Source organism: Exiguobacterium sp. s80 (assembly GCF_018618725.1).
GTDB lineage: Bacteria > Bacillota > Bacilli > Exiguobacteriales > Exiguobacteriaceae > Exiguobacterium_A > Exiguobacterium_A oxidotolerans.
Genome location: NZ_JACSMP010000001.1, coordinates 204078 through 218526 on the forward strand (window position 1 = coordinate 204078; position 14449 = coordinate 218526).

Annotated in this window: 11 protein-coding genes and 2 tRNA genes; 9 read left to right on the forward strand and 4 right to left on the reverse strand. The window is 43.2% G+C overall.

The annotated features are described in order from the left end of the window. Nucleotides 1–104 precede the first annotated feature (104 nt). The gene (locus KNP94_RS01045) at nt 105–1949 is read left to right on the forward strand and encodes an EAL domain-containing protein (RefSeq protein WP_215115095.1); all 1845 of its coding nucleotides are present in this window, start codon (nt 105–107) and stop codon (nt 1947–1949) included. 12 nt (nt 1950–1961) lie between these two features. On the opposite strand, the gene KNP94_RS01050 is transcribed toward KNP94_RS01045, so the two are convergent. The 4 genes from KNP94_RS01050 to KNP94_RS01065 form a co-directional block, all read right to left on the reverse strand. Continuing rightward, the gene (locus tag KNP94_RS01050; RefSeq protein WP_371815993.1) at nt 1962–3038 is read right to left on the reverse strand and encodes a GGDEF domain-containing protein; all 1077 of its coding nucleotides are present in this window, start codon (nt 3036–3038) and stop codon (nt 1962–1964) included. Between the two features lie 126 nt (nt 3039–3164). Continuing rightward, complete coding sequence (locus KNP94_RS01055) at nt 3165–3743, reverse strand: 5' nucleotidase, NT5C type (RefSeq protein WP_235195212.1); 579 nt, start codon at nt 3741–3743, stop codon at nt 3165–3167. A gap of 93 nt (nt 3744–3836) precedes the next feature. Continuing rightward, complete coding sequence (gene ispG / locus KNP94_RS01060; protein WP_029332972.1) at nt 3837–4946, reverse strand: flavodoxin-dependent (E)-4-hydroxy-3-methylbut-2-enyl-diphosphate synthase; 1110 nt, start codon at nt 4944–4946, stop codon at nt 3837–3839. A 182-nt stretch (nt 4947–5128) separates the two neighbouring features. After that, nucleotides 5129–5602: a hypothetical protein gene (locus KNP94_RS01065; RefSeq protein ID WP_088836578.1), complete on the reverse strand. Its 474-nt coding sequence runs from the start codon at nt 5600–5602 to the stop codon at nt 5129–5131. A 224-nt stretch (nt 5603–5826) separates the two neighbouring features. Between KNP94_RS01065 and KNP94_RS01070 the strand changes: the two genes are divergently transcribed. The 8 genes from KNP94_RS01070 (at nt 5827) to pstC (ending at nt 14449) form a co-directional block, all read left to right on the forward strand. Then, nucleotides 5827–7467 (forward strand): Na/Pi cotransporter family protein, encoded by a 1641-nt coding sequence (locus KNP94_RS01070; protein ID WP_088836579.1) that lies wholly within the window; start codon nt 5827–5829, stop codon nt 7465–7467. Nucleotides 7468–7588: 121 nt separating this feature from the next. Then, nucleotides 7589–7662: transfer RNA gene (locus KNP94_RS01075), tRNA-Met, on the forward strand. A 12-nt stretch (nt 7663–7674) separates the two neighbouring features. Then, nucleotides 7675–7748 (forward strand) — tRNA-Ile (locus KNP94_RS01080). A 115-nt stretch (nt 7749–7863) separates the two neighbouring features. Next, a complete protein-coding gene (locus tag KNP94_RS01085) occupies nt 7864–9324 on the forward strand; it encodes an alpha-amylase (protein ID WP_088836580.1) in 1461 nt (486 codons plus the stop codon). 93 nt (nt 9325–9417) lie between these two features. Continuing rightward, nucleotides 9418–10026: a superoxide dismutase gene (locus KNP94_RS01090; RefSeq protein WP_088836581.1), complete on the forward strand. Its 609-nt coding sequence runs from the start codon at nt 9418–9420 to the stop codon at nt 10024–10026. A 144-nt stretch (nt 10027–10170) separates the two neighbouring features. Continuing rightward, nucleotides 10171–12243, forward strand: coding sequence for a peptidoglycan D,D-transpeptidase FtsI family protein (locus KNP94_RS01095; RefSeq protein ID WP_214765401.1), 2073 nt, complete (start codon nt 10171–10173; stop codon nt 12241–12243). Between the two features lie 224 nt (nt 12244–12467). Continuing rightward, entirely contained in the window at nt 12468–13412 is a 945-nt protein-coding gene (locus KNP94_RS01100) for a PstS family phosphate ABC transporter substrate-binding protein (RefSeq protein WP_088836583.1), read from the forward strand. A 95-nt stretch (nt 13413–13507) separates the two neighbouring features. Beyond that, a complete protein-coding gene (gene pstC / locus KNP94_RS01105; protein WP_088836584.1) occupies nt 13508–14449 on the forward strand; it encodes a phosphate ABC transporter permease subunit PstC in 942 nt (313 codons plus the stop codon).

Below are 14449 nucleotides of genomic sequence, written 5' to 3' on the forward strand. Positions count from 1 at the left end.
TAAGTAAAAAATTGACACATAACGTAAGACAGGAGTATCATCAAGCGATGTCGAATAAAAAAATGACTACCTCAATGACAATCGGAAATGAAAGGAGGAGACGTATGCCGCTTAGCACGACGACTGATACCACTATCGCACAACAACACTGGATGGGAAATTTTGCGTTGTTCATGATGACAGCAGGAGCTTTGATTTTTTTAGGGACGACGGATGATGTATTACAAAATGCGTATCTTAATCGATCAACGATCATCATACTGCTTTTAGTGATCGGGATAACGACGTTTATCATTAGTCGAAGTCATATCGCGTCAAAATATCAATCGCATCTCCTCTCCATCATGTTACTGATTGTGCCGATCATCTCGATTAATTTGTTACCATATGCTGCCGTCACAGCTTGGGCAAATTGTTTTTTATTTTTAATGATTGCCTTGATCTCGTACAACCGGATTGTGATGTGGTATACGATTGTCGTCGTACTAGCGACGAATCTGTTTATCATGTTCAATACAACGACGACTCTGGTGGAAATCGACTCTTCAGATCATGTCGCACGGCTCGGGATGGTTACGATTGGAATTTGCATTGCGCTAATCATCAATCATTTACATATACGAAATTTAAGTCAATTGCACTCGCTTGCTAATCAACTTGATGAGGCCGCAAAACGTGATCCGCAAACAGAATTATTGAATATGCGTGGATTAGAAGATTTTTTTGATGATGCTAACCGTCAACATTTACTGCTCATCGGTATTCACCTTGAGAATTATTATGAATTGGCACGCTATTTTGGAGAAGACATACAAGCTCGTGTCTTGTTTGAATGTATCGAACGACTCCAATCATTACTTCCACCTTACTTAGCACTTGTGCGGATTGAAGGAGGGACGCTTGCTGTCGTCATGGAAAAACCTGAAGGTGTTTCCTGTCATGATGAGATGGAGTTACTTAGTCAAAAAATGTCTGCGCCCTATCAGATCGACCTCCATCAAATTTATGTCAATCTGTATATCGTAATTGATGACGGCGATACGTTGCAAAAAAGTTGGATGAAACGAGTTCAACAAGTGAATTCTGCGCTACAAGAATCCGTTCAAAATGATAAAAAAGTCATGTGTATCGATCAAACATGGCGCTGTGAACAAACATTACGTGTCGAAGCTGCGCGCGCCTTATCACTTGCTGAAGTCAATCGAGATTTTTATTTAGTCTATCAGCTACAGTACGATTCGAATCAACAGACCTTTGTTGGACTTGAAGCACTCGTTCGCTGGAAAACGGAGTTGTCTAAAGCGAATCAACCATCCGTCTTCATCCCGATTGCTGAAAAAAGTGACTTAATCATTCGTCTAGGCGAATGGATTTTTGAAGAAGGCTGTAAGACAAGAAAACGATTGATCGGTCTTGTGCCAGAGAATTTTACGGTATCAGTGAATGTGTCACCACGCCAATTGACGAACGAATCGTTCATGCCCTTTATTGAACGGATGCTACTTAAGTATTCGCTTAAACCGCAACAAATCAAAATCGAGATTACGGAAAGTCAGTCGCTCGATTTTGAGAGCCAGCCGATTCTTCGGGCATTACGGCGGATAAAAACACTTGATTTTCCAGTGTCGTTAGATGACTTTGGAACAGGTCATGCCTCTTACCATGTATTGGAACGGTTGTTACCTTTGCGCCAATTAAAAATACCGAAACAGTTCATTGAACAAATTGAAGAATCAGCAAAACGCCAGTCCATCCTTGAATCGATTTTCCAATTGACACGTTCGATGAATGTCGAGTGTATCGTCGAAGGGGTAGAGACAGGAGAAGAAGTTCAAATTGCGAAAGATATTGGGATTCATCTTTTTCAAGGTTACTTTTTTGCAAAACCAGTTTCGCTAACAGATATCATTCTTTTATTAGAAAGCAAAAATAAGGAAGCGATGGATTAAGTCCATGCTTCCTTATTTATCGTATAACATGACCTGGTTACGGCCGTTGTCTTTTGCAGCATAGAGCGCGGTATCCGCTTGTTTAAAAACGATTCCGGCTGCCTGATTTTTCGCGTAGGCGACACCGGCAGAAACAGTAATCGTCAAGGCGTGGTCTTGCATGACGAACGGTGTATCGGTGACGGATTGAACGAGTTGTCTTGCGAGTCGCGTCGGTGAAACCGTAAATGTATTCGGAATGACGACGATAAACTCTTCGCCACCGTAGCGACCGACCGTGATACTATCCGGGCACTCCTGTGTGAGTAAAACGGAAAAATGACGTAATACAGCATCTCCGACAGCATGACCATATTGATCATTGACTGACTTAAAGTGGTCAAGATCGAAGATGATCACACCCCAAGGTGCCTTCGCTTCTACAAGAGCCTGTACTTTTTCCATGATAACGTGACGGTTCGCGAGGCGCGTCAGTTCATCGGTCGAAGCCAAATAGGACTGGTACGCGTAAAGAACGAAGTGTCCTTGTAACATATATGAAAGATGATAAAAAAGAATCGAGGCGCCAATTGTGATTAAGAAATACGGCAAAAAAATCGTCTGCCATGCATGAGGTTGTGAAGGGCCGAGCAACATGCGTAAGAGAACTAAGGTAGAGCCTATTGTCACAATAACAGTGAAGAGTCGCCCTTTATGTTTGATGAGTTGAGCACAGAGGATGATAAGCACGGTAAATCCGGTCAGCATCATTAGAGAATTTTGTAAGGCACTAACGGATTCACCCCCGCTGATGAGGACACGATACAGCAGTAAAATAATTCCTGTCGTCACAATGCTGACTGGCCCCCCGTATAGAGCGGATAGAGCGAGCGGCAGCAGTCGTAAATCAATCAATGATCCATTGATTGAGATGGAGTTATGCATCAGTAAAATGCCGGTTAAACCATTTGCTAAACCAAAATACAAGCGCGTTGAACGCTTGGAGTCATACTGGATCGGGAGTCGATTTCGCATCAAATAAAATGTGACAGATAGTATTAAAAATATAATGCATATGTTCGTGAAAAAAATATTCAACGTCGATAACATAAAAAAATCCTTTCAGCTAATAGAAGATGACTCGAGACAAAACGTAACGAATTCATGATAATTGTACGATAACGTAGACGGATTATGTATAAAAAATGGAAAAAAACAGCCGGATAAGGCTGTTTTTTAACGGATTGGAGCGAATTTATAAATCGTTTGAACGGCTTCATCCCAAGAAGAAACACGAATGATGTTCTCTGGAAGTGCTTTTCGATTGTAAGGAGCATCGAACAAAATAACTGGAATTGACGTATCTTCCGCAATTTGTAACGCATTCTCTAATCGATCCTCCATGAATAAATCGAGTGATAGATCACGTACAACTTGAACCTTGTCATGCGACCCGGTCATGATGAGCGAGTCGAGTGGTAACTCATGGCGCGCAATCCATTCTTCCGTAACCGGTCGAACGATTTCTGAGCGTGCCGTTACGTAGTGCAAATCAAAATGTTGACGTAATTCCCATAAATGTTTTTGGACAAATGCCTGAGGCGTAGATTCTCGATAAATACCGAGCTCATGACCAGACTTGACCATGAATTCCCAAAACTCGATTTGTCCCATATCCGTATACGTATGCAATTCATATTCGGATGCCATTTCGAAGTCAATCGAAGTTCCTAAATACTTGTTCATATAGTTAAAACATGAAGACGGGTGCGTAATCGTCCCATCGATATCGATGCCGATTTTCAATTGGATCACCTGCGTTCCTTAAATTTCTGTCATTAGTATAACATAGTCGAAAAACGGATATGAAAAGAACCCTCTTCAATTAAAAAGAGGGCTCTTCAACAATTAAACTTGGTTGGCTTTCGCCGCTTCTTTTTCAGCTTCTTTTTCAAGAACGATTGCATCGATTTCTTTTTTCAATTCTTCGACCATCGTCGCTTCAGGTACTTTACGGATAATTTCTCCGTGGCGGAACAGAAGCCCTTCGTTACGTGCTCCGGCAATTCCGATATCCGCTTCACGTGCTTCACCAGGACCGTTGACGGCACAGCCGAGTACAGCAACTTTGATGTTGACTTGAATCTTATCGATATAATCCTCGATTTCTGCCGCAATCGCCATCAAGTCGATTTCAATCCGACCGCATGTTGGGCAAGAAATCAATGTTGCTGCGTTTGCTGCGAGACCAAATGATTTCAAGACTTCTTTTGCGACTTTCACTTCTTCGACCGGATCAGCTGATAGTGAGACACGGACCGTGTTCCCGATACCGCGTGAAAGAATCGCACCAAGACCAGCAGCGGATTTTAATGAACCAGTACGTAAAGGACCTGACTCTGTAATACCGACATGAAGTGGGTAGTCAAATGATTCAGATGCTAACTGATAAGCTTCAAGCGCAAGCTGAACGTCAGATGCTTTAAGCGAAACAATGATGTCATGGAAGTCAAGGTCTTCAAGAATCTTAATGTGGTGTAAGGCACTTTCGACCATACCACGTGCTGTTGGGTATCCGTATTTCTCAAGAATGTGTTTCTCGAGTGAACCAGCGTTGACACCAATCCGGATTGGAATATTTTTAGCTTTTGCAGCTGTGACGACCGCTTCAACTTTTTCGCGACGACCGATGTTACCCGGGTTGATCCGGATTTTGTCGACGCCTGCTTCGATTGCCATGAGCGCAAGTTTATAGTTGAAATGAATGTCGACGACAAGCGGAATGTTGATTCGGCTTTTGATTTCAGCGAGCGCAAGTGCGTCACGTTCTTCTGGACAAGCAACGCGGACGATTTGGCATCCGGCTTCTTCAAGTCGTAAGATTTCAGCGACAGTCGCTTCGACGTCGTGTGTTTTTGTTGTTGTCATACTTTGAATGATGACTTCATTATTTCCACCAATGACAAGGTCCCCAACACGAACGGGACGAGTCTTAGAGCGATGGACCATTTTCGGCATATCGAAAATCTCCTTTTGTGGCATAGCGCCATATTGTGTAAGTTTACCTTCTCTATCATATCGAACTATTCCCTAAAAATCGAGAAACAAGAACGAAATTCGAACATTTACAATTCTTTAATAGAAATAAGCAACTGTCAATCCGCCGGTAGACGGAGCTGAGACGAAGAAGTAAGGCAGAATCACGACTTTGGACGAGTATTTTTTTTTCGCTTCCGCGCTGAGAAAACGGGCAGTAAAGAATAAATGAAGTGACCGACTAATAGGAGCGTTACCCCAAGTGCTGTGAATCCGAGCTGATAACAGAGGACACCGACTGGAAAGCTCCATAAGTTAGCAGCAACCGTATACGGAAAAACTTGCCGGTACGCCCATGGTCTTTTGAGTATCCAATCAATCAACCAACGATTCAAATACGACATCAATAGAAGAAACAGTAAAAGCGCGATGGCGACGAAAATGAAATGGAGCATAAACCAGACGATGAATGGAACCGTTTTGATGATAAATATACTATCGATGACTGTCGTCCAAAATGAAATCCACGCTAATCCACAAAAATAAAGGGAGACATCGGCAAGGCGAGTCTTTAAAAAAGATCGGTTTGGAACTAAGGTGGTTTGTAAATAATTAATAAATTGTCTTAAAAAAATCATGATAACACTCTTTTCTCTGTTTCATAACAGTGGTGTAGTGAGTTTGGGAACGCTTGTAATAAAGGGTTTTCTCTGTTTTGGTACAGGTTAATAAAACCTTAACATTCAAATGTTGATAAAACTATTTACAAGTTCAACGGACCTTTACATAATAGGAGAGGTTGAAACAATAAAATCTTAACAAAAAATCAATCCCACTTTTTTAGATATGAGGAGATGAAACGATGAATTATGATTTGCAGGAAATGATTTTCACTTTTATTGGTGGACTCGGTATTTTCCTATTCGGTATTAAGTATATGGGAGATGGGCTCCAAAAAACAGCAGGAGACCGACTTCGTTACATTTTAGACAAATACACATCGAACCCGTTACTCGGAATTCTTGCCGGTATTGTCGTCACGGTCTTGATTCAATCATCGTCAGGTACGACCGTTATCGTCGTTGGACTCGTCAGCGCGGGTCTGATGAATTTACGTCAAGCAATCGGTGTTGTCATGGGGGCGAATATCGGAACGACGATCACGGCCTTCATCATCGGCTTTAACGTCAAGGAAGCAGCCCTTCCTGCAATCGCGCTTGGTGCGTTTCTCATCTTCTTCTTCAATAAAGAACGGATTCAATACATCGGACAAATCTTCTTCGGTTTCGGTGCCTTGTTCTATGGTTTGACATTGATGGGTGACGGCATGAAACCACTTCAATCAAGTGAGTGGTTCCGTGAACTGACGATTTCGATGTCAGACAATCCGTTACTCGGTGTGTTCGTCGGGACGGTCTTTACGTTCCTTGTCCAGTCGTCCTCTGCGACGATTGGTATTTTGCAGGAGTTATACTCTGGTGGCATGATTGATATCAAAGCAGCTCTCCCGATTTTATTCGGGGATAATATCGGAACAACGATCACGGCAGTACTCGCAGCACTCGGTGCATCGATTGCCGCAAAACGGACAGCAGCAGCACACGTCATCTTCAATATCGTCGGTACGATTATTTTCTTAGTCGCCTTACCTTTGTTCTCGACGTTCATCGCTTGGATCACAGGTGTACTCAATCTTGAACCGAAAATGCAAATTGCCTTTGCACATGGTACGTTCAATGTCGTCAACACATTGATTCAATGTTGGTTCATCGCACAAATCGCATGGCTTGTTAAAAAGGTCGTTCCGGGAACAGACACGACAGTCGATTCAAAACCACGTCATTTGGATCAAAACATCTTGAATCAATCGTCTTCACTTGCGCTTAACCAAGCAAAAATGGAAGTCTTACGGATGGGTGAGTTCTCGAAAGAAGCACTCGGTAAAGCACATCGCTACACGCAATCCCATGATAAAAAAGATGTTTCTGACGCTGGTCAGATTGAATATGCAATCAACCATTTGAACACGGAAGTCACGAACTACCTTGTCAAAGTGGCGGCGAACGATCTTTCTGAACGTGAATCGAATGACCATTCGCTCTTAATGCATGCGGTCAATGACTTCGAACGGATTGGTGATCATGTCGAAAACGTAATCGAACTCGTTGACTTCCAAATCGTCAACCGGATTGAATTTACGCCAAAAGCGAAAAAAGAGTTGGATGAAATGTACGTTCTAACACAAAAAATCGTCGATACGGCAATCAAAGCAGTTGAACGTGATGATGTTTCGTTAGCACGCCAAGTCCTTGAATTAGAAGGGAAACTCGATTCACTCGAGCGTTCATTCCGTAAACACCACGTCTTACGCGTCAATGCCGGGGAGTGTACAGGTCAAGCGGGTATGATTTTTGTTGATCTGTTATCGAACCTCGAACGGATTGGCGATCACGCCGTCAATATTACAGATTTAGTACTCGAACAACGTTCGGGAACGGCTTGAATGAAATGAATATAAGCGGGAGGGACTTCTGTAAAGAAGTCTCTCTTTATTTTTGTGAAATAATTTATTGACATTTTAGATGCTTTCCATTAATCTAATTGTAGTTGTTTTAATTCATTATGGCGGTGTAGCTCAGCTGGCTAGAGCGTACGGTTCATACCCGTGAGGTCGTGGGTTCGACTCCCTCCGCCGCTACTATTTATTTAAGGACCCTTAGCTCAGCTGGTTAGAGCTGACGGCTCATAACCGTCCGGTCGCAGGTTCGAGTCCTGCAGGGTCCATTTAATAAACGCACACTCCTGTTTAGGGGTGTGCGTTTATTTTTGTTCGCTTGGGGAATATTAAAGATATTGTAATAATATTCATACTATAGTAATTGAGGGAGAGCGAAGAGAGATGGAACGTAACCATACAATGATGCAGTTTTTCGAGTGGCATGTAGAAAATGATGGGAAGCATTGGCAACGTTTAAAAGAGAGAGCGCCGGAGCTTCGTGCTGCAGGCATCACATCTGTTTGGATTCCACCAGCTTCTAAGGGGCAATCAGATGAAGACACAGGGTATGGGATATACGATGTTTATGATTTAGGTGAGTTCGATCAAAAAGGAACGGTTCGGACGAAATACGGGACGAAAGACGAACTACTTGAAGCAATTCAAGTGGCACATGAAAATGATATCGCTGTTTATGCCGATGTCGTCATGAACCATAAGGCGGCAGCAGATGAACTGGAGACGATTAATGTCGTCGAAGTTAACCCAGAAGATCGGTCGAAAGAAATTTCAGAAGAATTCGAAATCGATGCATGGACAAAATTTACTTTCCCAGGACGTGACGGGAAGTATTCTGATTTTGTTTGGAATCATGAATTCTTTAACGGAACGGATTTTGATGCGCGAGAAGAAAGAACCGGCGTCTTCAAAATTTCCGGAAAAAATAAAGACTGGAACAACCAAGTCGATAGCGAATTCGGGAACTATGATTACTTGATGTTTGCGAACATCGATTACAATCATCCTGAAGTCCGCAAGGAAATGATCGACTGGGGGCATTGGTTCAAGGATACACTCGATTGCCAAGGATTCCGACTCGATGCAATCAAGCATATCAATTACGAATTCGTCAATGAATTCGCGAAATCAATGATGGGTGAAAATCCAGAAGATTTTTATATGGTCGGTGAATTTTGGAAATCTGACTTAGATGATTGTCGTCACTTCTTAGATAGCGTCGACTATACAATTGATTTATTCGATGTTCCGCTTCATTATAAGTTCCACGAAGCATCAGAACAGGGGAAAAAATTTGATTTGACGATGCTCTTCGCAGATACACTTGTTGAGTCGCACCCGACGAATGCTGTTACATTCGTTGACAACCATGATTCGCAACCAGGCGAATCGCTTGAGTCGTGGGTCGATGATTGGTTTAAACAACATGCTTACGCATCCGTTCTCCTTCGTAAAGACGGTTATCCGTGTGTCTTTTACGGCGATTATTACGGTGTACAAGGACCACATCCAGTCGAAGGTAAAAAAGAGATGATTGATGCATTGCTGTACGCCCGCTACCATAAAGCATACGGGAAACAAGAAGATTATCTCGATGATCCACACTGTGTCGGTTGGGTCCGTCACGGAGTCGAAGAGTTCCCGAACTCGGGTTGTGCCGTACTATTGTCAAATGCAGACATGTGTGAAAAACGGATGTTCGTCGGAGAAGATCGTGCTGGTGAAGAATGGTTCGATTACACAAATCACCAAGATGAGCCTGTCGTCATCGATGAAGAAGGATTTGGTGTTTTCCCTGTTCCGGGTGGTGGTGTCTCTGTATTCGCACCACGCGATGAACAATAAAATGTAAGGGTCATTACTTGCGTTATACCCGTCATTTTTGCTAGTCTTAAAAGGTATTGAAGTTCCGAAAATAGGATAAAGGGGGACATGAAAATGTCAAAATTTGAATTACCAGAACTCGGCTACGCTTATGATGCGCTTGAGCCACATATCGATGCTCGTACGATGGAGATTCACCACTCGAAACACCATAATGCTTACGTCACGAACGTCAACGCGGCGCTCGAAGGCTCGGAACACGAAGGGAAATCATTAGAAGAGTTGCTTCAAAACCTTGATGCGCTTCCTGCTGACATTCAAACAGCAGTTCGCAACAACGGTGGCGGTCATTGGAACCACTCATTCTTCTGGAAATTGCTTAAAAAGAACGACGGTGCTGCACCATCAGGCGAACTCGCTTCAGCAATCGATGAAGCATTCGGTTCATTCGATGCATTCAAAGATGCTTTCGCTAAAGCAGCTACAACACGCTTTGGATCTGGTTGGGCATGGCTCATCGTCGAAGGTGGCAAACTTGCTGTCGTTTCGACACCGAACCAAGATACACCAGTCATGGAAGGTAAAACGCCAATTCTCGGACTTGATGTTTGGGAGCATGCATATTACCTGAACTACCAAAACCGTCGTCCGGATTACATCAATGCATTCTTCAATGTCATTGATTGGGATCACGTTGCCAAGCTTTACGCTGACGCAAAATAATCGTTTTTAAATGCTAGAACCGTGTCCCCGGTAAGAGGGCACGGTTCTTTTTTTAATGCGGAAAATGATGGGATAGGTTGTTATGGATTGTTTCCTTCTATATAATAAACAAAGATGACTTTTTGAACGATAGGGGAGTACGCCATGGCGAAACGAATCACGGTAAGAGGAAGACGGCGTAACCACTTGCCGCTTCGATTAAATTTAATGTTCTTTGTTGTTTTTTTATTATTTGCGATTTTGATTTTCCGACTTGGTGTCGTCCAAATTGTCAATGGTGAAAAAATCTCACGAGAAGTTCAAAAAACAGAGATGATCGCTTCCAAGTATGAAGTACCACGCGGGAAAATTTATGACCGCGATGGACGATTGCTCGTCGATACGATTTCAAAATATTCAATTGTCTACCGACGCTCGCAAAATACAAAGGTCGATGAGCGGATTGAAACAGCTTCACGTCTCGCTGCCATCATCAATTTACCGAAAGATGATTGGAAGGTAACGGAACGTGACTTAAAAGATTACTGGATCGCGACCAATACAGAAGAGTCGAAACGTCGTTTTGATGCTGTCATGAAAGAAAAGTATCCGACATTGGAAGAACGAAAAAAGTTATCGATTGCTGAAGAGAATCAAGTCATGCTCGATACAATTACAGAGAAAGATATTGATTATGATGATAAAACAATGGAAATCGTCGCAATCAAACACAATATGGAAGTCGGGTATGCGCTTGATCCACAACTCGTCAAGCTTGGTGCGACGGCAAAAGAGATGGCGATCATTGACGAAAATCTCGAAGACCTAAAAGGTGTTTCTGTGGAACCGTTCTATGAACGATCTTATCCATATGAAGGAACGCTCCGGAACATTTTCGGAAAGTACTCGAAGATTCCTGCTGAGCAACAAGCGGAATACAAGGCAAAAGGGTACAGTTTAAACGATCGGGTCGGAACATCGTTTTTAGAACAACAATATGAAGATTTACTACGCGGTAAACCGGCATATGATGTGTATGAGACGTTTAACGGCGAACCAGTCGGTGAGCCGAACCGCGAAGAAGGAGAGTCTGGAAAAGACCTCGTTCTGACGGTTGACGCGGAATACAACAAACAGGTCGATCAAATCCTCCAACAAGCGATCAAGATGGGTCGCGGCATGGGAAGCGGCTATCTTAAAGAAGGTTATGCGGTCGTGATGAACCCGCAAACGGGTGAAGTTTTAGCGATGTCGGGACAAAAACTCGATACGGCGACGAATAAATTCAGTGACGTCGCAATCAATAATGTTCTGACCTCACTCCAAATCGGATCGACGATTAAAGGGGCGACGGTTGCAATGGGACTTGAAGAAGGCGTCATTCGTCAAAATGAAGTCATCAATGATGCGCCGATTACAATCGGTGGGACGAAGAAGGCCTCTTACGTCAACATGGGGCCGATTACGGATTTGACGGCGCTCGAACGCTCGTCAAACGTATATATGTTCAACATCGCAATGCGGATGGCAAATTATCCGAGTAATGGGATTGCAGGGGCGAGCGTCGATGCTGCTGCAGCCATCATGCAAAACTATTACAGCCAGTTCGGGCTCGGCGTGACGACTGGGATTGATTTACCGTACGAAGCGAAAGGTGTGCAAGGGACACCGGACCGCGTCACGCTCTTGATGGACCGTGTCATCGGGCAATATGACGCGTTCACTCCGTTACAAGTCGCGCAGTATATCTCAACACTCGCGAACGGCGGTTATCGTGTTCAACCACATTTTTTAAAAGAAGTGCTCGCATCGAATTCAATTGAAGAAGAAACAAAACAAGTCGAGTATAGCTTCGAAACAAATTACTTGAACCGAATCGAAGTCAGCCAAGACAACATTGATCACGTCCGTGAAGGATTACATCGAGTCGTCAAAGGAGAGCGCGGGACTTCTAAAGTAATTGCGCTGACAGGAATCGATGCGGCGGCTAAGACAGGTACGGCACAGGTAAGCGTATATGGTGAAGACGGGATTGCGTTACGTGACAGCAGTGGTCAGCCGGTTCGTTCATTAAACTCGAACCTTGTCGGTTGGGCGCCGTATGATAATCCAGAGATTGCTTGGGCCGTGTTCCTTCCATATATGGAGCAAGAAACGGTCAACTCGAAAATTGGGCATGATTTAGTGAAGGCGTACTTCAATGTAAAAGATATTCCGTGGCAGACTAAGCCAAATTAACTAGAAGAGCGAAGGTGAGGAAACTCATCTTCGTTTTTTTTATTTGGATTGACCTTTTTTTATAATGTATTTTGAATTGTAAACTGCAAAAAACAAGCCTTTACAATTCTTTTACGTTGGATTCATTTCGTTTTAATAGTTCATCCGTATTATAAGTCTTGTAAGGGAAACGGATAAAAAGTCGTATTGGTATAAGCGACATACTTCGAGGAGGAAATTTAATCATGTCTTGGATGAAAAAAACAGCACTTATCACAACAGTAGCTTCAATCGCAGTAGTCGGTGCAGCATGCGGAAATGACGAAGGAAGCTCTTCGAGTTCGTCGGATCTTTCAGGAAAGATTGCAATTGATGGATCGTCAACAGTTTTTCCAATCATGGAAGCAGTCGGAGAAGAATATTCGATTGAACAGCCAGATGTAAACGTAACGGTCGGTGTGTCTGGGACAGGTGGCGGATTTAAACGCTTCGTCGTCGGTGAAACAGATCTTTCGAACGCTTCACGTGAAATCAAAGAAGAAGAAGCAGCAGAAGCAGAAAAAAATGGAATTGAATATACACGAATGGCACTAGCGCTTGACGGATTAACAGTTGCAGTAAGTAAAGAAAACACATGGGTCAAGGAATTGACGATTGACCAGCTCAATAAAATGTGGCAGGATCCGAACGTCAAAACATGGAAAGATGTCGATTCATCTTACCCAGCAGAACCAATCAAATTCTTCAGCCCTGGTAAAGACTCAGGTACATTCGATTACTTCAATGAGGAAGTAATGGATGAAAAAGATATGCGTAAAGACGTCCAGCTTTCTGAAGATGATAACGTCCTCGTTAAAGGTGTCGAAGGAACAAAAGGCGCAATCGGCTACTTTGGTTATGCGTACTATGCTGAAAACAAAGATAAGTTAAAAGAAGTACCGTTATCGGCTGAAGGAAAAGATGCTGTTGATCCAACACCAGAAACAATCAACGATCTTTCATATCCGTTATCACGTGAAATCTACACGTATGTAAACAACAAATCACTCACTGATAAAAAACAAGTCGCTGACTTCGTGAAATTTACGAATGAAAATGCCGGTGATTTAGCGGAAGAAGTCGGTTACGTCAAAATGAAGCAAGAGCGTTATGACGAAAATGCAAAAGCAATCGAAGATGCAATGAAATAAACATCCGAATAGGAGGGTGACTTAAAAAGGGGGGAATCTCTCCCTTTTTAAGTCCCGTTCTTATGTAGGAATGATGAAGTAGGGAGCGAAGAAGGATGAATTCATCATCAAAAAACTCGGTTCGCGAGCTGATTCAACAGAACCGAAAACAAAAATTCAGTATGAAAAACATCATGGAACGAATTATGCCAATCATCTTATTTTTATGTGCGTTTGCTTCGGTCGTTACGACCATTGGCATCATTCTCACGTTAGTCATCGAAACGGAACATTTCTTTGAAGTCGTCTCAATCAAAGAATTTTTCGGTAGTACGAGCTGGTACCCGTTGAACTCGGTTCCAGAGTACGGAATCTGGCCGCTCGTCGTCGGAACACTTGAGATTACCGTGATTGCGATGCTAGTTGCCGTGCCGATCGGACTCACATCTGCTATTTATTTAAGTGAGTATGCGTCAGAGCGCGCACGTCGTGTGTTAAAACCAATTCTTGAAGTCTTAGCAGGTGTCCCGACAATCGTCTTCGGTTTCTTCGCGTTGACGTTCGTTACACCTCTACTCGTAAAGTTAATTCCCGGTCTTGCGATTTACAACGCACTCAGCCCAGGGATTGTCGTCGGAATCATGATCATCCCGATGATTGCCTCGATTTCTGAGGATGCGATGAGTTCTGTCCCGAAAAAAATCCGTGACGGTGCACTCGCACTTGGTTCGACACGCCTTGAAGTGGCTTTAAAAGTCGTAGTTCCGGCAGCACTTTCAGGTATCATCGCGTCGATCGTCCTAGGGATGTCTCGTGCGATTGGTGAAACAATGATTGTGACGATTGCCGGGGGATCAAATCCTACTGCAACCGTCAATCCGCTTGAACCTGTCCAAACGATGACAGCTTATATCGTTCAAGTCGCGCTTGGTGATGCGGGATATGGAACCGTTGAATATTATAGTATCTACGCTGTTGGTACGCTGTTGTTCGTCTTTACACTTGTGATGAACCTCCTCGCGAACTGGATTACGCGTCGTTTCAGAGAGGAGTATTAA

Coding starts and splice junctions, on each gene's coding strand:
- KNP94_RS01045 (WP_215115095.1), top strand. CDS start 105: ATGCCGCTTAGCACGACGACTGATACCACTATCGCACAACAACACTGG.
- KNP94_RS01050 (WP_371815993.1), bottom strand. CDS start 3,038: ATGTTATCGACGTTGAATATTTTTTTCACGAACATATGCATTATATTT.
- ispG (WP_029332972.1), bottom strand. CDS start 4,946: ATGCCGAAAATGGTCCATCGCTCTAAGACTCGTCCCGTTCGTGTTGGG.
- KNP94_RS01065 (WP_088836578.1), bottom strand. CDS start 5,602: ATGATTTTTTTAAGACAATTTATTAATTATTTACAAACCACCTTAGTT.
- KNP94_RS01070 (WP_088836579.1), top strand. CDS start 5,827: ATGAATTATGATTTGCAGGAAATGATTTTCACTTTTATTGGTGGACTC.
- KNP94_RS01085 (WP_088836580.1), top strand. CDS start 7,864: ATGGAACGTAACCATACAATGATGCAGTTTTTCGAGTGGCATGTAGAA.
- KNP94_RS01090 (WP_088836581.1), top strand. CDS start 9,418: ATGTCAAAATTTGAATTACCAGAACTCGGCTACGCTTATGATGCGCTT.
- KNP94_RS01095 (WP_214765401.1), top strand. CDS start 10,171: ATGGCGAAACGAATCACGGTAAGAGGAAGACGGCGTAACCACTTGCCG.
- KNP94_RS01100 (WP_088836583.1), top strand. CDS start 12,468: ATGTCTTGGATGAAAAAAACAGCACTTATCACAACAGTAGCTTCAATC.
- pstC (WP_088836584.1), top strand. CDS start 13,508: ATGAATTCATCATCAAAAAACTCGGTTCGCGAGCTGATTCAACAGAAC.